The sequence below is a fragment of the Pseudoduganella sp. UC29_71 genome, from assembly GCF_042693265.1.
Classification (GTDB): Bacteria; Pseudomonadota; Gammaproteobacteria; order Burkholderiales; family Burkholderiaceae_D; genus Rugamonas.
The window spans coordinates 4,606,189-4,629,356 of the sequence record NZ_CP170549.1 but is presented as its reverse complement, the minus strand read 5'-3'; the positions used below and the strand labels follow the sequence as shown (position 1 = coordinate 4,629,356).

The 23,168-nt window shown below is 62.8% G+C and carries 27 protein-coding genes and 1 tRNA gene; 16 read left to right on the top strand and 12 right to left on the bottom strand.

The window, feature by feature from the left end; translation table 11 throughout:
* Positions 1 to 12 precede the first annotated feature (12 nt).
* A complete protein-coding gene (locus ACFJI2_RS20600) occupies positions 13 to 321 on the top strand; it encodes a DUF1272 domain-containing protein (protein ID WP_377701653.1) in 309 nt (102 codons plus the stop codon).
* 9 nt (positions 322 to 330) lie between these two features.
* Here the strand turns inward: ACFJI2_RS20600 and ACFJI2_RS20595 are convergent, their stop codons facing one another.
* Positions 331 to 972 (bottom strand): PEP-CTERM sorting domain-containing protein, encoded by a 642-nt coding sequence (locus ACFJI2_RS20595; protein WP_377701652.1) that lies wholly within the window; start codon positions 970 to 972, stop codon positions 331 to 333.
* A 106-nt stretch (positions 973 to 1,078) separates the two neighbouring features.
* On the opposite strand from ACFJI2_RS20595, the gene ACFJI2_RS20590 reads away from it, so the two are divergent.
* Positions 1,079 to 1,885: a hypothetical protein gene (locus tag ACFJI2_RS20590; RefSeq protein WP_377701651.1), complete on the top strand. Its 807-nt coding sequence runs from the start codon at positions 1,079 to 1,081 to the stop codon at positions 1,883 to 1,885.
* A gap of 16 nt (positions 1,886 to 1,901) precedes the next feature.
* Here ACFJI2_RS20590 and ACFJI2_RS20585 read toward each other — a convergent pair whose 3' ends face one another.
* The 6 genes from ACFJI2_RS20585 to ACFJI2_RS20560 form a co-directional block, all read right to left on the bottom strand.
* Positions 1,902 to 2,636 (bottom strand): hypothetical protein, encoded by a 735-nt coding sequence (locus ACFJI2_RS20585; RefSeq protein ID WP_377701650.1) that lies wholly within the window; start codon positions 2,634 to 2,636, stop codon positions 1,902 to 1,904.
* Between the two features lie 17 nt (positions 2,637 to 2,653).
* Complete coding sequence (locus ACFJI2_RS20580) at positions 2,654 to 3,415, bottom strand: helix-turn-helix domain-containing protein (RefSeq protein WP_377701649.1); 762 nt, start codon at positions 3,413 to 3,415, stop codon at positions 2,654 to 2,656.
* 180 nt (positions 3,416 to 3,595) lie between these two features.
* Positions 3,596 to 3,671 (bottom strand) — tRNA-Lys (locus ACFJI2_RS20575).
* A gap of 60 nt (positions 3,672 to 3,731) precedes the next feature.
* The gene (locus ACFJI2_RS20570; RefSeq protein ID WP_107980923.1) at positions 3,732 to 5,498 is read right to left on the bottom strand and encodes a GspE/PulE family protein; all 1,767 of its coding nucleotides are present in this window, start codon (positions 5,496 to 5,498) and stop codon (positions 3,732 to 3,734) included.
* Between the two features lie 17 nt (positions 5,499 to 5,515).
* Positions 5,516 to 6,328, bottom strand: a complete 813-nt coding sequence (locus tag ACFJI2_RS20565) for a spermidine synthase (RefSeq protein ID WP_377701648.1) — start codon at positions 6,326 to 6,328, stop codon at positions 5,516 to 5,518.
* A gap of 140 nt (positions 6,329 to 6,468) precedes the next feature.
* The gene (locus tag ACFJI2_RS20560; protein WP_107872865.1) at positions 6,469 to 6,978 is read right to left on the bottom strand and encodes a glycine zipper 2TM domain-containing protein; all 510 of its coding nucleotides are present in this window, start codon (positions 6,976 to 6,978) and stop codon (positions 6,469 to 6,471) included.
* Between the two features lie 362 nt (positions 6,979 to 7,340).
* Here ACFJI2_RS20560 and ACFJI2_RS20555 point away from each other — a divergent pair, with 362 nt between their 5' ends.
* The 6 genes from ACFJI2_RS20555 (at position 7,341) to ACFJI2_RS20530 (ending at position 13,425) form a co-directional block, all read left to right on the top strand.
* A complete protein-coding gene (locus ACFJI2_RS20555; RefSeq protein WP_107872863.1) occupies positions 7,341 to 7,739 on the top strand; it encodes a barstar family protein in 399 nt (132 codons plus the stop codon).
* A 35-nt stretch (positions 7,740 to 7,774) separates the two neighbouring features.
* Positions 7,775 to 8,386 (top strand): phosphoribosylglycinamide formyltransferase, encoded by a 612-nt coding sequence (gene purN, locus ACFJI2_RS20550; RefSeq protein ID WP_107872861.1) that lies wholly within the window; start codon positions 7,775 to 7,777, stop codon positions 8,384 to 8,386.
* Positions 8,387 to 8,402: 16 nt separating this feature from the next.
* Positions 8,403 to 9,722 (top strand): RsmB/NOP family class I SAM-dependent RNA methyltransferase, encoded by a 1,320-nt coding sequence (locus tag ACFJI2_RS20545; RefSeq protein ID WP_107980921.1) that lies wholly within the window; start codon positions 8,403 to 8,405, stop codon positions 9,720 to 9,722.
* Positions 9,723 to 9,777: 55 nt separating this feature from the next.
* Entirely contained in the window at positions 9,778 to 11,100 is a 1,323-nt protein-coding gene (locus ACFJI2_RS20540) for a mechanosensitive ion channel domain-containing protein (RefSeq protein ID WP_107872857.1), read from the top strand.
* A 124-nt stretch (positions 11,101 to 11,224) separates the two neighbouring features.
* On the top strand, positions 11,225 to 12,427 hold the full coding sequence (locus ACFJI2_RS20535) for a fatty acid desaturase (RefSeq protein WP_377701647.1): 1,203 nt from the start codon (positions 11,225 to 11,227) through the stop codon (positions 12,425 to 12,427).
* A 194-nt stretch (positions 12,428 to 12,621) separates the two neighbouring features.
* Positions 12,622 to 13,425: a prohibitin family protein gene (locus ACFJI2_RS20530; protein WP_377701646.1), complete on the top strand. Its 804-nt coding sequence runs from the start codon at positions 12,622 to 12,624 to the stop codon at positions 13,423 to 13,425.
* Positions 13,426 to 13,471: 46 nt separating this feature from the next.
* On the opposite strand, the gene rpmG is transcribed toward ACFJI2_RS20530, so the two are convergent.
* The 4 genes from rpmG to ACFJI2_RS20510 all read right to left on the bottom strand — a co-directional run bounded on the left by rpmG (position 13,472) and on the right by ACFJI2_RS20510 (position 15,190).
* A complete protein-coding gene (rpmG, locus tag ACFJI2_RS20525) occupies positions 13,472 to 13,639 on the bottom strand; it encodes a 50S ribosomal protein L33 (RefSeq protein WP_056393804.1) in 168 nt (55 codons plus the stop codon).
* Between the two features lie 15 nt (positions 13,640 to 13,654).
* Positions 13,655 to 13,891, bottom strand: a complete 237-nt coding sequence (gene rpmB / locus ACFJI2_RS20520) for a 50S ribosomal protein L28 (RefSeq protein ID WP_008451488.1) — start codon at positions 13,889 to 13,891, stop codon at positions 13,655 to 13,657.
* Between the two features lie 182 nt (positions 13,892 to 14,073).
* On the bottom strand, positions 14,074 to 14,748 hold the full coding sequence (gene radC / locus ACFJI2_RS20515) for a DNA repair protein RadC (RefSeq protein ID WP_377701644.1): 675 nt from the start codon (positions 14,746 to 14,748) through the stop codon (positions 14,074 to 14,076).
* A 100-nt stretch (positions 14,749 to 14,848) separates the two neighbouring features.
* Positions 14,849 to 15,190 (bottom strand): SMR family transporter, encoded by a 342-nt coding sequence (locus ACFJI2_RS20510; RefSeq protein ID WP_107980919.1) that lies wholly within the window; start codon positions 15,188 to 15,190, stop codon positions 14,849 to 14,851.
* 116 nt (positions 15,191 to 15,306) lie between these two features.
* Between ACFJI2_RS20510 and ACFJI2_RS20505 the strand changes: the two genes are divergently transcribed.
* The 8 genes from ACFJI2_RS20505 to ACFJI2_RS20470 all read left to right on the top strand — a co-directional run bounded on the left by ACFJI2_RS20505 (position 15,307) and on the right by ACFJI2_RS20470 (position 22,509).
* Entirely contained in the window at positions 15,307 to 15,762 is a 456-nt protein-coding gene (locus ACFJI2_RS20505; protein ID WP_377701643.1) for a peptidylprolyl isomerase, read from the top strand.
* Between the two features lie 10 nt (positions 15,763 to 15,772).
* Positions 15,773 to 16,735: a 4-hydroxy-3-methylbut-2-enyl diphosphate reductase gene (gene ispH / locus ACFJI2_RS20500; protein WP_377701642.1), complete on the top strand. Its 963-nt coding sequence runs from the start codon at positions 15,773 to 15,775 to the stop codon at positions 16,733 to 16,735.
* 193 nt (positions 16,736 to 16,928) lie between these two features.
* Complete coding sequence (locus tag ACFJI2_RS20495) at positions 16,929 to 17,858, top strand: branched-chain amino acid ABC transporter permease (protein ID WP_056393816.1); 930 nt, start codon at positions 16,929 to 16,931, stop codon at positions 17,856 to 17,858.
* Between the two features lie 12 nt (positions 17,859 to 17,870).
* The gene (locus ACFJI2_RS20490) at positions 17,871 to 19,088 is read left to right on the top strand and encodes an ABC transporter ATP-binding protein (RefSeq protein ID WP_107872842.1); all 1,218 of its coding nucleotides are present in this window, start codon (positions 17,871 to 17,873) and stop codon (positions 19,086 to 19,088) included.
* Positions 19,089 to 19,096: 8 nt separating this feature from the next.
* A complete protein-coding gene (locus tag ACFJI2_RS20485; protein WP_107872840.1) occupies positions 19,097 to 19,867 on the top strand; it encodes an ABC transporter ATP-binding protein in 771 nt (256 codons plus the stop codon).
* Entirely contained in the window at positions 19,867 to 20,589 is a 723-nt protein-coding gene (locus tag ACFJI2_RS20480) for an ABC transporter ATP-binding protein (RefSeq protein WP_377701641.1), read from the top strand. The genes ACFJI2_RS20485 and ACFJI2_RS20480 overlap by 1 nt, the downstream gene beginning before the upstream one ends.
* A gap of 96 nt (positions 20,590 to 20,685) precedes the next feature.
* Positions 20,686 to 21,726 (top strand): M14 family zinc carboxypeptidase, encoded by a 1,041-nt coding sequence (locus ACFJI2_RS20475; protein ID WP_377701640.1) that lies wholly within the window; start codon positions 20,686 to 20,688, stop codon positions 21,724 to 21,726.
* A gap of 114 nt (positions 21,727 to 21,840) precedes the next feature.
* Positions 21,841 to 22,509, top strand: coding sequence for an alpha/beta fold hydrolase (locus tag ACFJI2_RS20470; RefSeq protein WP_377701639.1), 669 nt, complete (start codon positions 21,841 to 21,843; stop codon positions 22,507 to 22,509).
* A gap of 85 nt (positions 22,510 to 22,594) precedes the next feature.
* Here ACFJI2_RS20470 and ACFJI2_RS20465 read toward each other — a convergent pair whose 3' ends face one another.
* A complete protein-coding gene (locus ACFJI2_RS20465) occupies positions 22,595 to 23,158 on the bottom strand; it encodes a phasin family protein (RefSeq protein WP_056393826.1) in 564 nt (187 codons plus the stop codon).
* Between the last annotated feature and the right edge of the window lie 10 nt (positions 23,159 to 23,168).

Here is a 23,168-nt window from a genome sequence, read left to right as displayed (position 1 = left end):
ACGGGAGTAGCCATGCTGGAACTGAGGCCGACGTGCGAACACTGCAACAAAGACCTGCCGCCGGAAGCGCTCGATGCGCGCATCTGTACCTACGAATGCACGTTCTGCGCCGACTGCGTGGAGAGTGTGCTGGCCAATGTCTGCCCCAACTGCGGCGGCGGCTTCGAGAAGCGCCCGGTGCGGCCGGCGCGCAACTGGAAGAACAACAACTACCTGGGCAATGACCCTGCGCGCACCGAGCCCAAGTACCGTCCGGTGGACCCGGCGGCGCACGCGGCGTTCACCGCGCAGCTGGCCGCCATTCCGCCGGAGCGGCGCTAGGCGATGGAATCAGACCCGGCGGCGGCGCACGAACGCCAGCGCGAGCAGGCCGCCACCAAGGATCGCCGCCGTGCCCGGTTCAGGCACCGCGCTGGCGCCCGCCACGCGCGCGTACACGTCCATGCCGCCGTGATTGGTGCTGAGGAAACCGTGCTTGGCCGGCGCGCCGTAGCCGGCTTCACCCCACAGGATTTCCTTGCAATCGAGCGCGCAATGGACGCCTTGCAGCGTGATCCACGGGTCTTCCGGGTTGCCGGCGCCGCGCGAGAGCACGTTGCCGACGATCGCGCTGCCCAGGTCCACGCCGTCCCGCCCGGCGTTAAGCCACGGCAGATTGGGATTGAAATTGCGCCCCTGGGCTTGGACCAGGCCGAAAATCTGTTCGTAGGAGGCCAGCCCCCAGGTCTGGCGGTCTCCCGTGATGAACAGGATTTCGGTGGCGCCGGGCAGCGCTTTCCAGAAGTCGGCGCCGTTGCTGTAGCTGCAGCTTCCCGACAGGTTCAAATCGCACTGGCCCTTGAAAATGCCGCTGTCGGAGCGGCCTACCTGGGTCCAGCCGGTAAGGATGGGGGTGGCTGCGGCGCTGGACAGCAGGCCGGCGGATGCCAGCAGCACGCAAGCGAGGCGGGACTTTACGGTCTTAAGCATCATTAAATCTTTCCTGGTTACTGTGATGATTGCAAGAAAATCATTCTAATGCCGAAGTGTCTATAATGCAATTTTAATGTCTATACAGTAACTTTCACAAAGGAAGCCTATGAGGATCGACTTGGCTGTGGTGCTGTCGCTGGCCGTGTCGCTCCCTGCGGCGGCGCAGCAAGCCTGCGTGGCGGAGGCGTTGCCCACGCCCTTGCTGGGCGCGCCGCTGGTAGTGCTGGGCGAAGTGCATGGCACCGAGGAAGTGCCCGTCTTTCTGGCGCGCTATCTGTGCGCGGTGGCCGCGGGCGGCAAGCCGGTCAAGCTGGCGTTGGAAATGCCGGCTGATGAACAGGCGCGGCTGGACGCATACATCGGCAGCGCCGGTTCACCGGAGCAGACGGCTGCGCTGCTGGCAGGACCGTTCTGGCGGCGCGCTTTTCAGGATGGGCGTTCCAGCGCGGCAATGCTGCGCTTGCTGCAATCGGTCCGCGCGATGCGCGCCGCAGGCATGGATATGGAGGTGGTGGCGTATGACAGTGGCAGCGGCGGGGCGGCGCGGGAGGCCGTCATGGCGCAGCAGTTGCGCGCGGCGGTGGCGCGCCACAGCGGCAGCGCCTTCGTCGTGCTGACCGGCGGACTGCACGCGACCCGCACGCGCGGCAACCGTTTCAATCCGGAGTTTGAATCGATGACCTATCGGCTGGCCGATTTAAAGCCGCTGTCGCTGACGGTGGTCACGGACGGCGGCAGTGCCTGGGTATGCACCGGTCCGTCCGCGGCGGCGTGCGGCGCGAGGAACTGGACCATCAACCAGGGGCCGTTGCTGCCGGCCGGCAGCGTGGTGCTGGATGCCTCCACGCCGCAATTCGACGGCAGTTTTCATGTCGGCAAGACTACCGCCTCGCCGCCGGCGGTTGCTCCTTGATGCGCCGCCGCTGACGCTATTCCTTCGAGGTCGGCGAAATGGTCTTGCTGACCTTGCCTGTCTCGTCCAGCATCTGGATTTCCGCCTTGCCCTCGGCGCTCACCAGCAGCATCATGCGCACGCGGCCCTGGGCATCTTTCAGCTGCAGCGATGACGCTTTCTCGCCGGTGTTGCCCAGCCAGATGCGGTTGTTGCTCAGGCGGCCCTGCTCGGACAGCTTCTGCCAGTAGGCCTGCCGTTCGGCCGCCGGCAGCTTCCTCGCTTCCTCGCCGAAGCGCCGCACCTCTTCCATCGAGGTGACTTTGAAGTTGGGCACGTCGTTGATCTTGATGACGGTCTGCTGGTGGGCCGCGCTGTCGATGTTCAGCAATTGCAGGGCCTGGTCCTGGCGGAAGCGGTCAAAGGTGAGCGACAGGCCGGACGAGATTTTGCCGTCGGCGGTGATGCTGCCTTTCTGGATCAGGCCGCCATTCTCCGTGCCTTCTTCGTTGATGAACAGCATGCCGGCAAAGCTGCTGCGGTCCGGCCGGGCGCCTTCCTTGCCCTGCGTGAAGTCGCCCGGGAACTGCGCCTTGTTGGAGATGACCAGGCGCTTGGTGCCGTCCGGTTCGACGATGTTGATCCTGCCGACGGTGATTTCGTCGAAGTGCTCGTGGCGGGGCGGTTCCTTGGCGCCGGTCAGCATGAATACGGCGGCCAGCGCGCTGGCCATGGTGCTTGCGCCTGCCAGGAACGTTCTGAGTTGCGACACTGCGGTCTCCTTTACGGTTATGTATTGATGTCTCTTTCGATTGCTGCGTTTGTTCTGCGCAAACGCCACTCGGCCACGAAGGCCAGCACGCCGCAGAACGCGAACAGCGCGCCCAGGTACTGCAACACCTTGTTGGCCGGCGAGCGCACATGGCGCACGCCGGCCAGTTCGAACTTGCGCCGTCCGTTGCCGGCGGCCTCGAAATACACGCTGCCCCGGTCGCCCCAGAATTCGGCAGTCGCCATCCTGACCCGCGCAGCTTCGAACTCGGCCAGCGCGCGGGCGTGCTCGGCGGCGCTGACGGTGCCGGCAGCCAGCTTCAGGTTCTGGATCTCCCTGAACTGCTCGAACACGGTGTCCGATTCATTAGGCAAAATGACGCCTTTGGACACGTATTTGTACTGGTTGTTGGGCGAGAAGATGCCGTCGTTTGCCGCAAGCATCAGCGCGAAGCCCAGCGCGCAGCCGGCTGCGGCGGCGAACAGCCATGTCCTGGCGTCGTGCACGCGCCGCGTCACGCTGCCGTCCAGGAACTGGCTCACTTCGGGAATATGGCGCAGCGAAGTGCGCAGCACCTTGTTGTCGATACCGCTCAGGAACTCGGCCGGCGCCAGGTCCAGCGCCTTGACGATGGCGCTGAACATGTCGGCGGACGGCTGCGACTTGCCGTTTTCCAGCTTGGACAGGTAGGACTGCTCGATGCCGATCGCCGCTGACAGTTGCGGCTGGGTGAGATTCTTGTCCGTTCTGATCTGCTTGAGCTTCTCGCCGAAATTCATCGATTACTTTCCTTTTTTGGTATGGCATGGCCCTATTCTTCGGGATTCAGCCTGGAATGAGAAGATGAATATGCGGGAATATCGATGAATATTTCTTGTTTGGCAAGAATTTGCCAATGGACGCAAAAAAGGGTTAGCAAGCTTGCGCTCACTAACCCTGATTTGCTACTGCTGAATTCGTGGTAGGCCGTGCGGGATTCGAACCTGCGACCAACGGATTAAAAGTCCGCTGCTCTACCAGCTGAGCTAACGACCCGAAAGAGGCCGTATTATATACAGCTCAATGCCGGCTTGCAAAGGTTTTTTGGCGTTTTTGTCAGGCCAGCGCGGACGTCACCTTCAGCACCTCCTCGGCGCTGGTGGCGCCCTCGGCGATCTTGTAGGCGCCGGCGATGCGCAGCGGCTTCATGCCGTCGGCGATGCTCTGGCGGCGCAGCGCCGTGATATCGGTCTCCTCCTGCACCTGGGCGCTGAACGCTTCGGTCACCGTCAGCAGCTCGTAGATGCCGGTGCGGCCCCGGTAGCCGGTCTGGCGGCACTCGGGGCAGCCCACCGGGCGGTAGATGCGCTCGGGCTTGGGCAAGTCCCAGGCGCCGCCTATGCCTTGCCACACGTCGTCGGCGATGTGGCCGTCGGGCGATTTGCAGTCCGGGCACAAGGTGCGCACCAGGCGCTGCGCCATGATGCCGATCAGCGTCGCCTCCAGCAGGTAGTGCGGCACGCCCAGCTCCAGCAGCCGCATCACGGCCGACGGCGCGTCGTTGGTGTGCAGCGTGGACAGCACCAGGTGGCCGGTCAGCGCGGCCTGGATCGCCATTTCGGCCGTGGCCAGGTCGCGGATCTCGCCCACCATGATGATGTCCGGGTCCTGCCGCATCAGCGCCCGCACGCCGTCGGCGAAGGACAGGTCGATGCCCGGCTGCACCTGCATCTGGTTGAAGGCCGGCTCCACCATCTCGATCGGGTCTTCCACGGTGCACACGTTCACCTCCGAGGTGGCCAGCGCCTTCAGGGTGGTGTACAGGGTGGTGGTCTTGCCCGAGCCGGTGGGGCCGGTGACCAGGATGATGCCGTGTGGGCGCTTGGTGAGCGCATCCCAGCGCGCCGCGTCGTCCTCGGGGAAGCCCAGCTCGGGCAGGGTTTTCACCACCACTTCGGGGTCGAAGATGCGCATCACCAGCTTTTCGCCGAAGGCGGTGGGCAGGGTGGACAGGCGCAGCTCGATCTCCTGGCCGCCGGCGGTGCGGGTCTTGATGCGGCCGTCCTGCGGGCGGCGCTTCTCGATCACGTCCATGCGGCCCAGCAGCTTGATGCGCGCCGTCATGGCGATCATCACCACGGCCGGCACCTGGTACACCTGGTGCAGCACGCCGTCGATGCGGAAGCGTATCGTGCCCAGGTCGCGCTTGGGCTCCAGGTGGATGTCCGAGGCGCGCTGCTCGAAGGCGTACTGCCACAGCCAGTCCACGATGTTGATCACGTGCTGGTCGTTGGCGTCCACCTGGCGGTTGCTCTTGCCCAGCTCCACCAGCTGCTCGAAGTTGTTGCGCAGCGCCAGGTCCTGGCCGTTGGACTTGTTGGCCTTCTTGATGGACTTGGCCAGCGCGAAGAACTGCGAGGTGTACTGCGCGATGTCGAGCGGATTGGAGATCACGCGGCGCACCACGCGGCGCGAGACCTTGGCGATCTCCGCTTCCCACTCGTGCGCGTACGGATCGGCGGTGGCCACCACCAGCGTGTCCATGCTCATTTCCACCGGCAGGATATTGAAGCGCGCCGCGTAGTTGGCCGACATCACGTCGGCCACCTTGGTGAAGTCGATCTTCAGCGGATCGATGCGGTAGAAGGGCAGCTTGGCGTGGCCGGCCAGCCATTCGGTCAGCATGTCCAGCGTGAGCAGCTTGTGCGGCGGCTGCGCCGACAGCAGCTTGCAGTGCGCCACCGCGCACAGCGGATGCATGGAGCCGACGGTGTTCTTGAGGATGCCCTGGGCCTGGGCGTAGGCGGCCTTGACGTTGGCCTTCTCGACCAGGCCATCGGCCAGCAGCCAGGTGAAGATTTGTTGCAGGTCTAGTGCTTTCATCTGGCTGGGGTCTCCCGCTATTTTTGCAGCGCTTGCTGGATGCCCTTGACCCAGGACTTGGCCGGCAGCTTGGTGTCGGCGACGATCTGCGCGGCGCGCAGCTTGAGCGCCTCCAGGTCGATCGGGCGGGCGCGCCTGAAGGCGATCGCCACCACGTTGCCGTCATGTACCTGCGGCAGGCAGATTACCTGGTCAAAGGCGAACTTCATGGCCTTGATGTTCTTGGCGTAGCTCGGGTGGTCGCCGAACAGGTTGACCGTCATGATGCCGTCGTCCGCCAGGCAGGCGTTGCAGGCCTGGTAGAACTCCGGCGTATCGAGCACCGGGCCGCGCGCGGTAGCGTCGTACAGGTCCACCTGCAGCGCGTCGAGCGCGCCGTGGTTGGCCTTGTCGTTGACGAAATCGAGCGCGTCCATTTCCAGCACGTGCAGGCGCTCGTCGTTCTGCGGCAGCTTGAACATCGACTCGCAAATTGCGATCACCGAGGGATTCAGTTCGATCGCCGTGACGTCCGCCTGCGCAAACTGCTTGTAGCAAAACTTGGTCAGCGCCGCCGTGCCCAGGCCCAGCTGGGCGATGCGGCGCGGCTGTTCGATCCACAGCATCCAGGCCATCATCTGCTGAGCGTACTCCAGTTCCGGCCAGTCCGGCTTGCGGATGCGCATGGCGCCCTGCACCCACTCGGTGCCGAAGTGCAGATAGCGCACCCCATCCTGTTCCGACAGCGTGACCGGCGCGTATTTCGGCTTGCGCGCCGCTTTCGGCGCCGCCGCCGCCGTGGCCGGGCGCGAGGATTCTTCTTTTTCGATGGATTTACGTTTGATGAGCATGGAAAGGGGCCTGGAGATGAGCGTCTATTATCCCGCGCCTGCTTACCGCAAGGCAAGGTACAAAAATGGGGTCAGGGTTAGTTTTCCGCACAGCGGAAAACTAACCCTGACCCCATTTCCAGGTGCGGCTTGGTGGCGGCTTAGTTTTGCATCGGTTCGACCGACACGCGCAGGCGCACGCGCTGGCCCGGGTCGAAGGACATGATGCTGGTGTAGTTGCGGCCGCGGTAGTCGTAGGTCACTTCGTAGCCGTTGGTGCGCGATTCCCAGTGGTCCACGGTGCGGCATTGCTTGACCGCCTGCTCCGTCACACCGCCCGGCTGGGCGTTCTGGTTGTCCACGCGGTCGCCGACCACGGCGCCGGCAATCGCGCCCGCCGCAGCGGCGGCGGTGCGGCCGTTGCCGCTGCCGACCTGGCTGCCCAGCAGCGCGCCGGCGATGCCGCCCACAATGGAGCCGCCCGCGCTGCGCTGCGCCGGCTGCTGCACTTGCACGTACTCGGTGCGGCATTCCTGGCGTGGATGGTTGACTTGCTCAACCTGCGGCTGCACGCGCACCACGCGGCCGTAATCTTCGAATTCCGTGGCTTGCGCGAGCGGCAGCGCGCCCAGGCACAGGGCCGACAGCATCAGTTTGGACGACATATTCATTTGATACCTCTTCTTGGTGTTAGATGGTCAGGGTATGCAATCCGCTAGGCATGAGGGATGGCTGCATACTATGGTAATCCTGCCGTTCCCGCCAAAACAGTTCTCATGGCAACAAATTGTAACAGCCCCACCAAACCCGATGAAATGTTCTATTTCTTACAAAACTTGCGTTACATATCACTTACGTGTTGATTCGCAGGATACAACACGTTACCCTAACAACCGTATGGGATCAGATTGACATAGAGAAACGCGACTCGCCGCCGGCGCAATGACCCGCCCGTGGCCTCCATGTATAGGTACCACTATAGAGACTATAGCGAAAAGCAGACCGTACATTAACAGGTCGATTTGAGGGAAAAATGAGTTTGTTGATAACTGTGCCGCCCAACCTTGTCCAGTCCATTCGTGCATTTCGTGTCACCGATCTGCAAGACGAGGCAGCCCGCCTGGGGCAGCACTTTTTATACGCGCATTGCAATGCCGGCCTGACCAAGCAGCAAGTGCTCGGCATCATTGCGGAGTCTTTCCTTTTCCCTAAGCCTTGCGGCAAGAATTTCGAGGCGCTGCGCGTCACCCTGACCGATACCTTCGCAAAGGCCGGCGAGCAGACCGGTTTTTTGATCGTGCTGGAACAGCTGCCGAACCGGCAGAAATTCGACCGCGAGGCGCGCGAGTGCCTGCTGGACGTGTTCCGCGACGCGGCCGATTTCTGGGCCGAGAAGAAAGTGCCGTTCCGCGTCTTCTATTCCTTCGAATAAAGACCCGCCCCGCCGCGCAGGTATAATAGCGGGCTATGAAAAACATCGTCATCCTCATTTCTGGACGCGGCAGCAATATGGAAGCCGTGGTCCGCGCCGCGCAAGCCGAGCAATGGCCGGCCCGTATCGCGGCTGTCATCAGCAACCGTCCCGACGCGCTCGGCCTGGCTTTTGCCGACGAGCACGGCATCCCGACCGCCGTGGTCGCCAACAAGGAATTCCCGACCCGCGAGGCCTTCGACGCTGCGCTGCGGGAAGTCATCGACGGCTTCCAGCCGGACCTGGTGGTGCTGGCCGGCTTCATGCGCATCCTGACCCCGGCGTTTACGGCCCACTATGAAGGCCGCATGCTGAACATCCACCCCTCGCTGCTGCCGCTGTTCCCCGGACTGCACACGCACGAGCAGGCGTTGGCGGCCGGCATGAAGGAACACGGCGCGACGGTGCATTTCGTTACCGCCGAACTCGATCACGGCCCGATGGTGGACCAGGCCACGGTGCCGGTGCTGCCCGACGACACGCCCGCCACGCTGGCCGCGCGCCTGCTGGCGGAGGAACACAAGCTGTATCCGCGCGCCATCCGCTGGTTTGTTGAAGACCGGCTGACGATTGCGGACGGCAAGGTCATCGTTGACCACAACAAGTAATTAACCAAGGAATTCCATGAGATTGCCACCAGCGATACTCGCCAGCACCGAAGAAGTGCTGCGCGAGATTTTGCGCTTTACCGCCCCCGCCGACACCACGCTGTCGCGCTATTTCAAAGACCATCCGCGCCTCGGCGGCCGTGAACGCGGCGCCATCGCCGAAGGCGTGTACGCCGTGCTGCGCAACCGCGCCTTCTTCACCGACCAGTCGGAGGCGGGTAGCGGCGCCACCATGCGCCGTTTGACCCTGCTGGGCCTGGCCGACGCCGTGGGCGCGGACGCGCTGGGCGGCGTCACGCCGGAAGAGCTGGAATGGATAGCGCGCGTGATGCAGATCGACCGCAAGCTGATGCACAAGTCCATGCGCTCCAATATGCCGAAATGGCTGTTCGAGAAGCTGGTGGCCCAGTTCGGCGAGGAAGAGGCGCTGCAGCTGGCCGACGCGCTGAACACCCCGGCGCCGCTGGACCTGCGCGTCAACAGCATGAAGACCGGCCGCGACGAGGTGATCGCCGAACTGGCGCAAGCGCCGATCGCCGCCGATCCGACCCCGTTCGCGCCGCTGGGCCTGCGCGTGCACAAGAAGCCGCAGCTGCAGAACCTGCCGCTGTTCAAGAGCGGCGCCATCGAGGTGCAGGACGAGGGCAGCCAGGTGCTGGCCCAGATCCTGGGCGCCAAGCGCGGCGAGATGGTGGTGGATTTCTGCGCCGGCGCCGGCGGCAAGACGCTGGCGCTGGGCGCGCTGATGCGCAACACCGGCCGCCTGTATGCGTTCGACGTGTCCGAGAAGCGCCTGGCCAAGCTGAAGCCGCGCCTGGCGCGCTCCGGCCTGTCGAACGTGCATCCGGTGCAGATCGCGCACGAGCGCGACGCCAAGATCAAGCGCCTGGCCGGGAAGATCGACCGCGTGCTGGTCGATGCGCCTTGCTCGGGCATGGGCACCTTGCGCCGCAACCCGGACGTCAAGTGGCGCCAGGCTGAAAGCGCGATCGGCGAAATGCACGACAAGCAGATCGCCATCCTGGCCGGCGCCGCGCGCCTGGTCAAGGGCGGCGGCCGCCTGGTGTACGCCACCTGCTCCTTCCTGAACGAAGAGAACGACGACGTGGCGGCCGACTTCCTGGCCAAGCACCCGGACTTCGAGCTGGTGCCGATGAGCAAAGTGCTGGCCGAGCAGAAGATCGCGCTGGAGATGGGCGACTACCTGAAGTTGCTGCCGCACAAGCACCAAACCGACGGCTTCTTCGCCGCCGTGTTCGAGCGCAAGCCGATGCCGAAAAAGGCCAAGCCCGAGCGCGACGCGGAAGAGGGCGGCGACGCCGACAGCGCAGACTAAGTAACATGGGGCCGGCCGCTGAGCTGGCCCTTTTTCCATCTACCCCGTGAGAACGATGAAGCAAGAACCCCTGAAGAACCTGATTACCGATTTGATCACCGACCTGCGCGACCCCGGCCTGATGTGGCAGGTGGGCGCGCTGATGCTGGCCATCGTGCTGGGCTATGTGGTGTCCGGCCTGCTGCGCAAGCGTGTGGCGGCACGCGAACCTGCCACCGGCATGGCGCGCTTCGGCATGGAAAGCTTCAGCCGCGTGATCGGCCCGCTGGCCATCACCTGCCTGATCTTCGTGGCGCAGCTGGTGCTGGCGCGCTACCAGAAAGTGCACTTGCTGAAGGTGGCGCTGCCCATCTTCGGCTCGCTGGCGGCGATCCGCTTCGTGTTCTTCCTGCTGCGGCGCGTGTTTGCCCGGCGCGGCGGCGAAATCGGCGCCACCATGCTGACGTTCGAGAAAATCTTCCAGCTGCTGGTGTGGGCCGGCGTGGCCATGTACATCACCGGGCTGTGGGACGACGTGTTCTTCTACCTGGACCATACCGTGCTGCCGCTGGGCAAGCACAAGGTGTCCATCGCCGACATCCTGCAGGCGGCCATTTCGGTGGTGGTGCTGCTGATGCTGGCGTTGTGGGCCGGCGCGGCGCTGGAAGAGCGCCTGATGGGCTTGCAGACCGTGCATTCCAACCTGCGCGTGGTGCTGGCGCGCACCGGCCGCGCCATCCTGATCGTGGTGGCGGTGCTGGGCAGCCTGTCCATGGTGGGCATCGACCTGACCGTGCTGTCGGTGTTCGGCGGCGCACTGGGCGTGGGCCTGGGCTTGGGCTTGCAGAAGATCGCCAGCAACTATGTGTCCGGCTTCGTCATCCTGCTGGACCGCAGCCTGACCATAGGCGACATGATCACGGTGGACAAGTACAGCGGCCGTGTGACCCAGATCAATACCCGCTATACGGTACTGCAGGGGCTGGACGGCGTGGAATCCATCGTGCCGAACGAGATGCTGGTGTCGGGCGCAGTGCAGAACTCGTCGCTGTCGAACAAGAACTTGTGGCTGAGCACGAAAGTGTCGGTTGCGTACGACACCGACGTGGACTTCGCGCTGCGCCTGCTGGAAGAGTCCGCGCTGACGGTCGAGCGCGTTTCGAAGGAAAAGCCGCCGTCGGCCTCGCTGGTCAATTTCGGCGCCGACGGACTCGATTTGCAGGTGGGCTGGTGGATTATCGACCCCGAGAATGGCCGGGGCGGGGTGACTTCTGACGTCAACCGCGCGATCTGGAAAGCCTTGCAAGAACATAAAATTTCCGTGCCATTCCCGCAACGGGAGATGCGCATTATCGGTCCAGTAAGCTTACCGGAAGATACAGAAACGCTTAAAAAATAGACACTTACGAGCGTGTGGCTGCTCAACAGAGGGGCGTTTCAGCGTACAATGACGCCCAACAATAGTTATTCCGGCGGGCGAAAACGGGCCGCGCCGGCGCATGGGACACCTCTCTGGAGCAGTAATGAATTTTAGTTTACAAGCAGTTCTCGAATTCCTCAGCAACGGCATCACCGGCGCATCGGGCTGGCAAGTTTTTGCCTACACGATGATCGTCACCCACATCACCATCGCCAGCGTCACCATCTATCTGCACCGCCACCAGGCGCACCGCGCGCTGGAGCTGCACGGCATCCCTAGCCACTTCTTCCGCTTCTGGCTGTGGCTGACCACCGGCCAGGTGACCAAGGAATGGGCAGCCATCCACCGCAAGCACCACGCCAAGTGCGACACCGAAGAGGACCCGCACAGCCCGGTCACGCGCGGTATCAAGAAAGTATTCTGGGAAGGCGCCGAGCTGTATCGCGCCGAATCCAAGAACATGGAAACCATGGAGAAATACGGCCATGGCACGCCAAGCGACTGGATCGAAAAAAACCTGTACACCAAATACAGCTGGATGGGTGTGGTGCTGATGGCCGCGATTAACCTGGCCCTGTTTGGCGTTATTGGCGCCACCGTGTGGGCGGTGCAAATGATGTGGATTCCAGTCACTGCCGCCGGCATTATCAACGGCATAGGCCATTACTGGGGCTACCGCAATTACGATTGCGCCGACGCAGCCACCAATATTATCCCTTTCGGGATTATTATCGGCGGCGAAGAACTACATAATAACCACCACACTTTTGCCACCTCGGCCAAGCTGTCGTCGAAATGGTATGAAGTCGATATCGGCTGGTTCTATATCCGCACACTGGAAACCCTGGGCCTGGCCAAAGTAAAGAAAGTGGCGCCTGCGCCGAAATTCCAGCATGGCAAAATGGAAGCCGACCTGGATACGCTGCAATCGGTTATCGCCAACCGTTATGACGTGATGGCCAAATATGCCAAATCGATCAAGAGCGCCTGGAAAGAAGAGCTGGAACACCTGAAGGATAAAGCACAGCTGGAAGCGCGATTTCTGAAATCGTCGCGTAAATTGATGACGCGCGAACCGGCCAAGCTGGAAGCGCCGCAAAAGCAGCAACTGGTGGAATTGTTTGAGCACAGCAAAGCGCTGGAAACCATGCACAATATGCGCGTGGAATTGGGCATGATCTGGGAGCGTTCGCATTTCACCCGCGACCAACTGCTGCATAAGCTGCAGGACTGGTGCAACCGCGCCGAAGCATCCGGGATTAAATCCCTGCAGGACTTCTCGCTCCGCCTGCGCAGCTACGCATAATTCAGCTGCTCCCAAACAAGACGGCCCTTTCGGGCCGTTTTTTTTCGCCCTCGTTCTTGCTCTCGCCTGCGCCTGCCCTTGATTCATGCCAATTACTGGCGCGTTCATGCTTAAACCGGGCTTGGGCGGCTTGCCTGCTGGCGGGGATCTGCTAGTATGAGCTGGTTGTATTTTTTGAAACTGGAGCGAAATCGATGAAGAGCAACATCCTGGGCAAGCTGGGTCTCGCGCTGGCGGGCATCGTGGTCCTGTTCGTACTGACGCCATTCGCCATCGTTCCGGCTGGGCATCGCGGCGTATTAACCACCTTCGGCAAACCGTCCAACGAGGTTTTTGACGAGGGTATTCATTTCCGCTGGCCGCTGGCGCAAACCATGCATCTGGTGGGCGTGGCAATTGAAAAAGGAGAAGGGGAGGGCGATGCCGCGTCCAAGGATTTGCAGACGGTTAAAACCAAGGTCGTCATTAATTACCATGTGCGCCCCGATGCGGCAGTGACGGTATATCGCGACCTGGGTAACCAGCCCGGCGAGCGGATTATCGTGCCGGCCGTGCATGAAGCGGTGAAAGCCGTTACCGCGCGTTATACCGCTGAGGAATTAATATCGAAACGCGCCATCGTGCGCAACGATATTGTCGACGCTTTGCGTGAACGCATGGCGCGGCATGGATTGGTGATCGATGAATTCTCCATCGTCAGCTTTAATTTCAGCAAAACCTTTGACGAGGCGATCGAGGCTAAAACCACGGCCGAGCAATTGAAGATGAAAGCGGAACGGGATTTGCAGCGGATTGAAGTGGAGGCGCAGCAGAAAATCGCGCGCGCCAAGGCGGAAGCGGAATCCCTGTCGCTGCAACGCCAGCAAGTGACGCCGGAGTTATTGCGTTTGCGTGAAACGGAGAATCAAGCCAAGGCTATCGAGAAATGGGATGGTAAATTGCCGGCAACGATGGCGGGCGCCGCCGTGCCGTTTATCAGCCTGCCGGCCAAGCAATAAAAAAAGCCGCTCAGTGAGCGGCTTTTTTCATTGAAACAAGGATCGATTACTTGATCTTGGTTTCTTTGTACAGAACGTGCTTGCGTGCCTTAGGATCGAACTTCATGATCTCCATTTTGGTAGGCATGGTGCGCTTGTTCTTGTCGGTGGTGTAGAAGTGACCGGTACCTGCGGTCGATTCCAGCTTGATTTTGTCGCGGCCAGTTTTTGCCATGATAGTTACTCCCTATTAGACTTTTTCGCCGCGGGCACGCATGTCGGCCAGGACGGCGTCGATGCCGACCTTGTCGATTACGCGCAGACCGGCGTTGGACAGACGCAGGGAGACCCAGCGATTTTCAGATTCAACAAAGATACGACGGTTCTGCAGGTTAGGCAGGAAACGACGTTTAGTTTTGTTGTTTGCATGGGAAACATTGTTGCCGACCATCGGCTTCTTCCCAGTGACTTGGCAAACACGTGCCATGGCGCACTCCTTGAATAGATTCCACAATTGGAAAAAACAAGAGTATATAGAAAAAACTGAGCTTTTTCAACGACTTGCGAAAAACAATTGTGTCTCGGTTCGTCTCGCAAATTTAACAATTGTAAAATCCACCGCCAAACCCTTGTTTTTCATAGGTAAACCGCTATGAGGCGCTGTGGTTTTCAGAGCTGGCCATGCTCGGCGAAGGAGTGCACCTGGTGGCCGGCGACGACGAAATGGTCGAGGATGCGCACGTCCACCAGCGCCAAAGCCTGCACCAGCGCGCGCGTGAGCACCAGGTCGGACTCGCTGGGTTCGGGCGTGCCGGACGGGTGGTTATGCGCCAGCATCACGCTGGCGGCGTTGCGCGCCAGCGCCTCGCGCACCACCTCTCGCGGATAGACGCTGGTGTGCGACAAGGTGCCGCGAAACAGTTCGCGCGCGTCGATCAGGCGGTTTTTCACGTCCAGGAACAGCACATGGAAGGATTCGTAGGGCTGCGAGCCCAGCGCCAGGCGCAGGTATTGTTTGACGGCGGCGGGCGAGCTGAGCGTCTGCCCGGCCTGCAATTGCTCGCCGATGGCGCGCTTGGCCAGCTCCAGCACGGCCTGCAGTTGCGCGAACTTGGCCGAACCCAGGCCCGGAATGGCGGAAAAGTCGTGCAGGGTGGCGGCAAATAGCGCCTGCAGGGAACCGAAATGCAGCACCATGTCGCGCGCCAGTTCCACCGCATTCTTGCCGCGCACGCCCACGCGCAGGAACACCGCCAGCAGCTCGGCGTCGGACAGGGCGGTGGCGCCCTCGCGTATCAGGCGCTCGCGCGGGCGCTGGTGCTCTGGCCAATCGGCAATTCCCATGCTGGACCTCGCTACGCCGGGACCGCCCCGGCCTGGTCCAGTATTGTTGTCAGATTGTTAGCGGCGGTGTTTGTGCGCGCGCAAGCAAGGGCGAAGTTTTTCAGCGCGCCAGCGCGAACGCGCCAGCTGCCACCAGGACCATACCCACCATGCGGGTGGCCGTCATGGCCTCTCCCAGCACGGCGTAGCCGATCAGCAGCACGGTCGCCATGGTGATGGCCGTCATCAGCGGATAGGCCAATGTCATCGGCAGTTTTTGCAGGGTGATGGTGTAGCACACGAAGCCCAGGCCGTATACCGTGCAGGCGGCGCCCAGGTAGGCCAGGCGCGTGATGGTCCAGCCGTCGCCGGTGCCGTGCGACAGTTTGATCAGGAAAGTGGCGCCGGCGCTGGCCAGCGAGGCCAGGGCGCACCAGAGGTAGCCGTTCAGGACTATATTCATATATTCAAGGGAAAAAGCGCGGACCACGCAGAATATCACGCTGCGGCGCGCAGACCCGCATGCCGCGTAGTCGCTGAGAGTGGCTTACAATAGCGTTTTCAAGTTTTCTGCCTATCATGTCCAACGCACAACCTCCTGTCGTCACCGCATCGGCCTACCTTACGCTGCATTACCGCCTCGCCACCATGGACGGCACCGATATCGTCACCACGTTCAACGGCACGCCCGCTACGCTGATGCTGGGCCAGGGCCAGCTGGCGCCGGTGCTGGAAGAGTTGCTGCTGGGCTTGCCTGAAGGCACGCACAAGACGTTCGACCTGGAACCGGGCGTCGGCTTCGGCCCGCGCAACCCGGAACTGGTGCGCCCCGTGTCGCGCGCCACGCTGGACGCCAATTCGGTGCCGGGCGCCGACTATAAAGTGGGCGACCTGGTGGACTTCGCCGCGCCGGGCGGCGGCCGTTTCGCCGGCGTGCTGCGCGAGCTGGGCGAAACCGAGGCGCTGTTCGACTTCAATCACCCGCTGGCCGGCCAGCCGGTGAAATTCGAAGTGAACCTGATTTCCGTGCTGTAAAGGAAGAAGAATGGACAAAGAAATCCTGCTGGCGCAGCCGCGCGGCTTCTGCGCCGGCGTCGACCGCGCCATTGAAATCGTCGAGCGCGCGCTGCAGCAGTTCGGCGCACCCATCTATGTACGCCACGAAATCGTGCACAACGCCTACGTGGTGGAAGACCTGCGCAGCAAGGGCGCCATCTTCATCGAAGACCTGGCCGACGTGCCGGCCGGCCAGACGCTGGTGTTCTCGGCGCATGGCGTGTCCCGGGCGGTGCGCGCCGAAGCGGACGCGCGCGGCTTCAGCATTTTCGACGCCACCTGCCCGCTGGTGACCAAGGTGCACGTGGAAGTGGCCAAGATGCGCAAGCAGGGCTGCGAGATCGTCATGATAGGCCACGACGGCCACCCGGAAGTGGAGGGCACCATGGGCCAGACCGACGAGGGCATGCACCTGGTGGAAACCGTGGCCGACGTGGCCAAGCTGAACGTGGCCAATCCGGACGCGCTGGCGTATGTTTCGCAAACAACGTTGTCGGTTGACGACACTGCCGACATTATCGAAGCGCTGAAACAAAAATATCCCAACATTATCGAGCCGAAAAAGGGCGACATCTGCTACGCCACCACCAACCGCCAGGAAGCCGTGAAATTCATGGCGCCGCAAGTGGAAGTGGTGATCGTGGTGGGCAGCCCGAACAGCTCCAATTCCAACCGCCTGCGCGAAGTGGCGGAGAAGAAGGGGACGCCGGCTTATATGATCGACAACGCCTCCCAGATCGACCCGGCCTGGCTGGAAGGCAAGCTGCGCGTGGGTGTGACGGCCGGCGCGTCGGCGCCGGAGGTGCTGGTGCAGGCCGTGATCGACCGCCTGAAAGAGCTGGGCGCGAAGAGCGTGCGCGCGCTGGACGGCGTGCAGGAAGCGGTGACTTTCCCCCTGCCGAAAGGCCTGGAAGGTCCAAAAGATGGCGCAAAAAATACAACTAACGTCTGATTTCTTGGAAACGTTGGTCTTGCAACTGAATTAAATTCGGCGAACTTAATTTTTTTTCGATATTAGTTTTCGGTAAACCTCGCTATTATTGCGGACGCTTACAGTTGCAGCGAGTTGCAGCGTCATTCAACGGCGGCACTACGGGGAATCCTCTCCGGGTGCCGTTTTTGTTAATTCAAGAGGCAATCCCACGATGGATACATTTATCCAACAACTTATCAATGGCCTGGTGCTCGGCAGCATGTACGCGCTGATCGCGCTTGGCTACACCATGGTGTACGGCGTGCTGAACCTGATCAACTTCGCCCACGGCGACGTGCTGATGGTGGGCGCCATGGCTGGCCTGACCATATTGAACCAGTTGAACCAGCATTTCCCCGACATGCCGGGCTACCTCAAGCTGGGCATTGCCATCCTGGGCGCGATACCGGTCTGCATGGCCGTCAACGTGCTGATCGAGCGGGTCGCCTACCGCCGGCTGCGCAACGCGCCGCGCCTGGCGCCGCTGATCACCGCCATCGGCGTGTCCATCCTGCTGCAAACCTTCGCCATGATGATCTGGGGCCGCAACCCGCTGCCGTTCCCGCAGCTGCTGTCGTCCGACCCCATCATGCTGGGCAATTCCGTCATCACGCAGACCCAGGTGCTGCTGCTGGTGCTGGCCGCCGCCGCCATGTTCGGCCTGGTGATGCTGGTGGAGAAAACCAAGATGGGCCGCGCCATGCGCGCCGTCGCGGAAAATCCCCGCGTGGCCGGCCTGATGGGCGTGGACTCGAACAAGGTCATCGTGGCCACCTTCGCCATCGGCGCCGCGCTGGCCGCCGTGGCCGGCGTGATGTGGGGCGCCAACTACGCCTCCATCCAGTTCGCCATGGGCTTCGTGCCCGGCCTGAAAGCCTTCTCGGCCGCCGTGCTGGGCGGCATCGGCAACATCTACGGCGCCATGATAGGCGGCATCGTGCTGGGCATTATCGAAAGCCTGGGCGCCGGCTACATCGGCGACCTGACCGGCGGCTTCCTCGGCTCCAACTACCAGGACATCTTCGCCTTCGTGGTGCTGATCCTGGTGCTCACCGTGCGTCCGTCCGGCATCATGGGCGAACGCGTGGCCGACCGCGCTTAAGAAAGGACTGATATGGCACTGTTGAACTTTGACGTCCAGAAAGACGCGAAAAAAGCCTACACCAGCATGGCCATCGTGCTGGTGCTGATGCTGGTGTTCCCCTTCGTGGCCGCGCCCTTCGGCAACTCCTGGGTGCGCATCGTGGACCTGGCGCTGCTCTACATCATGCTGGCGCTGGGCCTGAACATCGTGGTCGGCTTCGCCGGCCTGCTGGACCTGGGCTACATCGCGTTCTACGCGGTGGGCGCCTACATGACCGGCCTGCTGGCCTCGCCGCAATTCGCCACCCTGCTCGAATCGCTGATCAACCTGCATCCCGGCTTCGGCGAGGCGCTGGTGGCGGTGATGGGCGAGGAGATCCGCACCAACGGCATCCACCTGTCGGTGTGGTTCATCGTGCCGCTGGCGGCCGCGCTGGCCGGCCTGTTCGGCGCGCTGCTGGGCGCCCCCACGCTCAAGCTGCGCGGCGACTACCTGGCCATCGTGACCCTGGGCTTCGGCGAGATCATCCGCATCTTCATGAACAACCTGAACGAGCCGATCAACGTCACCAACGGTCCGCAGGGCATCAACCTGATCGACCCGATCCGCGTGTTCGGCACCTCGCTGGCCGGCGAAGCCGGTTCGCGCGCCACGGTCTTCATCGGCGGCTACGGCATGCCGTCCGTGAATGCCTACTACTACCTGTTCCTGTTCCTGTGCATCGCCGTGGTGTTCGTCACCAGCCGCTTGCAGCACTCGCGCCTGGGCCGCGCCTGGGTCGCCATCCGCGAAGACGAGATCGCCGCCAAGGCCATGGGCATCAACACCCGCAACGTCAAGCTGCTGGCCTTCTCCATGGGCGCCTCCTTCGGCGGCGTGGCGGGCGCCATGTTCGCGTCCTTCCAGGGCTTCGTGTCGCCGGAATCGTTCTCGCTGACCGAGTCCATCGCCGTGCTGGCCATGGTGGTGCTGGGCGGCATCGGCCACATCCCCGGCGTCATCATGGGTGGCGCGCTGCTGGCGGCCCTGCCCGAGATCCTGCGCCACGTGGTGGAGCCGCTGCAGGAAAAGCTGTTCGGCCACGTCCTCATCGAAGCCGAAGTGCTGCGCCAGCTGCTGTACGGCCTGGCCATGGTGCTGATCATGCTGAACCGTCCGGCCGGCCTGTGGCCCGCGCCCAAGCATGAAGACCGTCCCGACGCCGACAGCGACACCAAAGATCAATCGTCCGGCGTCATGCCAGCCTGAGGTAACAGATGAGCGAACAAGTCATTTTGAACATCGCCGGCGTCAACAAGCGCTTCGGCGGCTTGCAGGCGCTGACCGACGTCGGCATCAAGATCATGAAGGGCCAGATCTACGGCCTGATCGGCCCCAACGGCGCCGGCAAGACCACCTTCTTCAACGTCATCACCGGCCTGTACCAGCCGGACACCGGCACCTTCGAGCTGGCCGGCAAGCCGTACTCGCCATCCGCGCCGCATGAAGTGGCCAAGGCCGGCATTGCGCGCACCTTCCAGAACATCCGCCTGTTCGGCGAGATGACCGCGCTGGAAAACGTCATGGTGGGCCGGCACGTGCGCTCGCACCAGGGCGTGTTCGGCGCCGTGTTCCGCCACAAGGCGGCGCGCGAGGAAGAGGCGGGCATCCGCAAGCGCGCGCAGGAACTGCTGGACTTCGTCGGCATCGGCGCGTTTGCCAACCGCACCTCCAAGTTCCTGTCCTATGGCGACCAGCGCCGCCTGGAAATCGCGCGCGCCCTGGCCACCGACCCGCAGCTGCTGGCGCTGGACGAGCCGGCGGCCGGCATGAACGCGACCGAAAAGCTGGCCCTGAAAGAGCTGCTGATCAAGATCAAGGCCGAAGGCAAGACCGTGCTGCTGATCGAGCACGACGTGAAGATGATGATGAGCTTGTGCGACCGCATCACGGTGCTGGAATACGGCAAGCCGATCGCGGAAGGCCTGCCCGCCGAGATCCAAAGCAACAAGGCGGTGATCGACGCCTACCTGGGAGGTTCGCACTAATGAGCGAGAATGTATTAAAAGTCGCGGGCCTGAAAGTCGCGTACGGGGGCATCAAGGCCGTCAAGGGCATCGACCTGGAAGTGAACAAGGGCGAGCTGGTCACGCTGATCGGCGCCAACGGCGCGGGCAAGACCACCACGCTGAAGGCCATCACCGGCACGCTGCCGGACTGCAAGGTGGAAGGCACGGTGTCCTACATGGGCCAGTCGCTCAAGGGCAGCAAGTCCTTCCACCTGGTCGAGCGCAAGCTAGCCATGGTGCCGGAAGGGCGCGGCGTATTCACCCGCATGACCATCACGGAAAACCTCATGATGGGCGCCTACACGCGTGACGACAAGGCCGGCATCGACGCCGACATCGCCAAGTGGTTCGACATCTTCCCGCGCCTGAAAGAGCGCGCCGCGCAGCTGGCCGGCACGCTGTCCGGCGGCGAGCAGCAGATGCTGGCCATGGCGCGCGCGCTGATGTGCCACCCGACGCTGCTGCTGCTGGACGAGCCGTCGATGGGCCTGTCGCCCATCATGGTGGACAAGATCTTTGAAGTGATCCGCAATGTGTCCAAGGAAGGCATCACCATCCTGCTGGTCGAGCAGAACGCCAAGCTCGCGCTGCAAGCCGCGCACCGCGGCTACGTCATGGATTCCGGCCTCATCACCATGACCGGCAACGCCAGCGACATGCTGGATGACCCCCGCGTCAAGGCCGCCTACCTCGGCGAATAAAATATGGGGTCAGGGTTAATTTCGGTTTCCCGGAAAATTAACCCTGACCCCGATTATGAATTACACTGGTGGCTCCTCATATACGGAGTGAGCCGCATGAGCGTCAAATCCCTGCCGGAGCTGGTCGCACTGGAGCAGCTGATCGAGGACGGCGGGGACTTGCTGAAGGCCAGCGTGGCTTGCACGGTGGCGGCCGACAGCCAGCAGTTTCCGGTCTATGTGCTGACCATGGGCAGCGCCGATCCGGCCGCGCCGGCACTGGGTTTCTTCGGCGGCATCCACGGCCTGGAGCGCATCGGCACCCAGGTTCTTCTTTCCTTTCTTCAAAGCCTGGTGGCGCGTTCGCGCTGGGACCATGGGCTGCACCACCTGCTGGAGAGCGTGCGCCTGGTGTTCATGCCGCTGGTGAATCCGGGCGGCATGTGGCAGGCCACGCGCTGCAATCCGCACGGCGTGGATTTGATGCGCAACTCGCCCGTGCAGGCCAGCGAACGCGTGCCTTTCCTGCTGGGCGGGCAGCGCGCGACGCCCATGCTGCCTTGGTACCGGGGCGCGTTCGGCGCGCCCATGGAGGCGGAGAGCCGCGCCGTGTGCGAGGTGGTGGAGCGCGAGCTGCTGCCGCGCCAGTTCAGCCTGAGCCTGGACTGCCATTCGGGTTTCGGCTTGCGCGACCGCATCTGGTTTCCGCATGCGCATACGCGCACGCCGATTGCGCACCTGCCGGAGATCGCGGCGCTGGAGGAGCTGTTCACGTCCAGCTATCCGCATCACAATTACACCTTCGAGCCGCAGAGCCTGCAATACCGCACGCATGGCGACCTGTGGGACCACTTGTATCTGCGCTTTGAGCGCAGCGAGGCCGAGGGGCATGACCGGGTGTTCCTGCCGCTGACGCTGGAGATGGGTTCGTGGCTGTGGGTGAAGAAGAATCCGCGCCAGCTGTTCTCGCGCCTGGGGGCCTTCAATCCCACCGCGGCACACCGTTTGCAGCGCGTGCTGCGCAGCCATCTGGTGTGGTTCGATTTCCTGATGCGGGCGGCCAATGCGCACGCGCGCTGGCTGCCGGACGCAACGGCGCGGCAGCAGCAGCGCAAGCGCGCGCTGGCGCGCTGGTATGGCCTGGGAGTGGCCGCATGAGCTGGGTCTTTTTACGCGGGCTGATGCGCGAGAGCCGGCACTGGGGCGCGTTCCCGGAGCAGTTCCGCGCCGCGCTGCCGGAAGCGGACATCGTCACGCCGGACTTGCCGGGCAATGGCGCCAATTTCCGGCTGCGCAGCCCGCTGTCGGTGCAAGGCATGGTGGAGGCGTGCCGCGCCGACCTGCGCGCGCGCGGGGCGGGAAGGGCCGTACGACTTGCTGGCGCTGTCGCTGGGGGCGATGGTGGCGGTGCAGTGGCAGGCCAGCTACCCGGACGAGGTGGCGCGCTGCGTGCTGCTCAACACCAGCATGCGGCCGTTCAGCCGCTTTTATCAGCGTTTGCGCTGGCAGAACTATCCGGCCATCGTGCGCCAGCTGGTGCTGGGCGGCGCGCGGCGGCAGGAGCAGCTGGCGCTGCGGCTCACCAGCGCCGTCCACGGGCGCGATACGCGCGACAGCGAGCTGCTCAAGCGCTGGGTGGATTTTCACAATGAGTTCCCGGTGTCGCGGCTGAACGCGTTACGGCAGCTGGCGGCGGCGGCGCGTTTCCATGCACCGCAGCGCGGGCAGGGCGGGGCGCCGTTGCTGGTGCTGGCTGGGGCGCGCGACGGGCTGGTCGATCCGCTGTGCTCGCAGCGCCTGGCGCAGGCCTGGGGCGCGGATTACCGCGTGCATCCGGAGGCGGGACACGATTTGCCGCTGGACGACGGACCGTGGGTGGCGCAGCAGGTGGCGCAGTGGCTGGCGACGGCCGAAAAAAAGCCCCGGACTAGCCGGGGCTGATGAAGGACATCCGCCAGAGAGGACACCACGGATGCCGAGGAGACCTGAGCGGAGCCGGCCCCAGGGGAGGCCGGCGCTTCACGCATTACTTCTTGGCAGCTGGAGCAACCTTGGAAGCGGCAGCGGCGAACTGGTTCACAGCGGCGTTCAGGTTGGTCTCGATCGCTTCGCCGGCTTGCTTGGCCGACTTGGTGAACTGCTCGTAACCGGCGCTGGCGTTGCCCAGGGTGGACTTCAGCAGGGCGATCGCGTTTTCCGAACCGGCTGGCGCGTTCTTGCTCACTTCGTCCACCAGCGAGATGACTTTGCGGTTGGTTTCGGCGATTTGCGTTTCAGCGGCGCGGCTGAATTCAGCCTGGGTGCCGGAAGCGATGGCTGCCAGATGACGGCCGTAAGCGATGGTCTTTTCTGCGGTAGGCTGAACTTGCGCAGCAGCCAGCGAGAAGAATTCTTGTGGATCTTTAGCCGACAGCAGTTGCTTGGCGGCAACCGAGGACTCTTCCAGCGAGGCCTTGGCAGCGGTCAGGTTCAGGTCAACCAGCTTTTCCACGCCTTCGAAGGCTTTGGCGGTGAGGGACGAGAAGATGGCGAACTGGCTCTCAAAGTTGGCTTTGGTCGCATTGGAAAATTGCTCAGGGATAGAAAACATGTAAATCTCC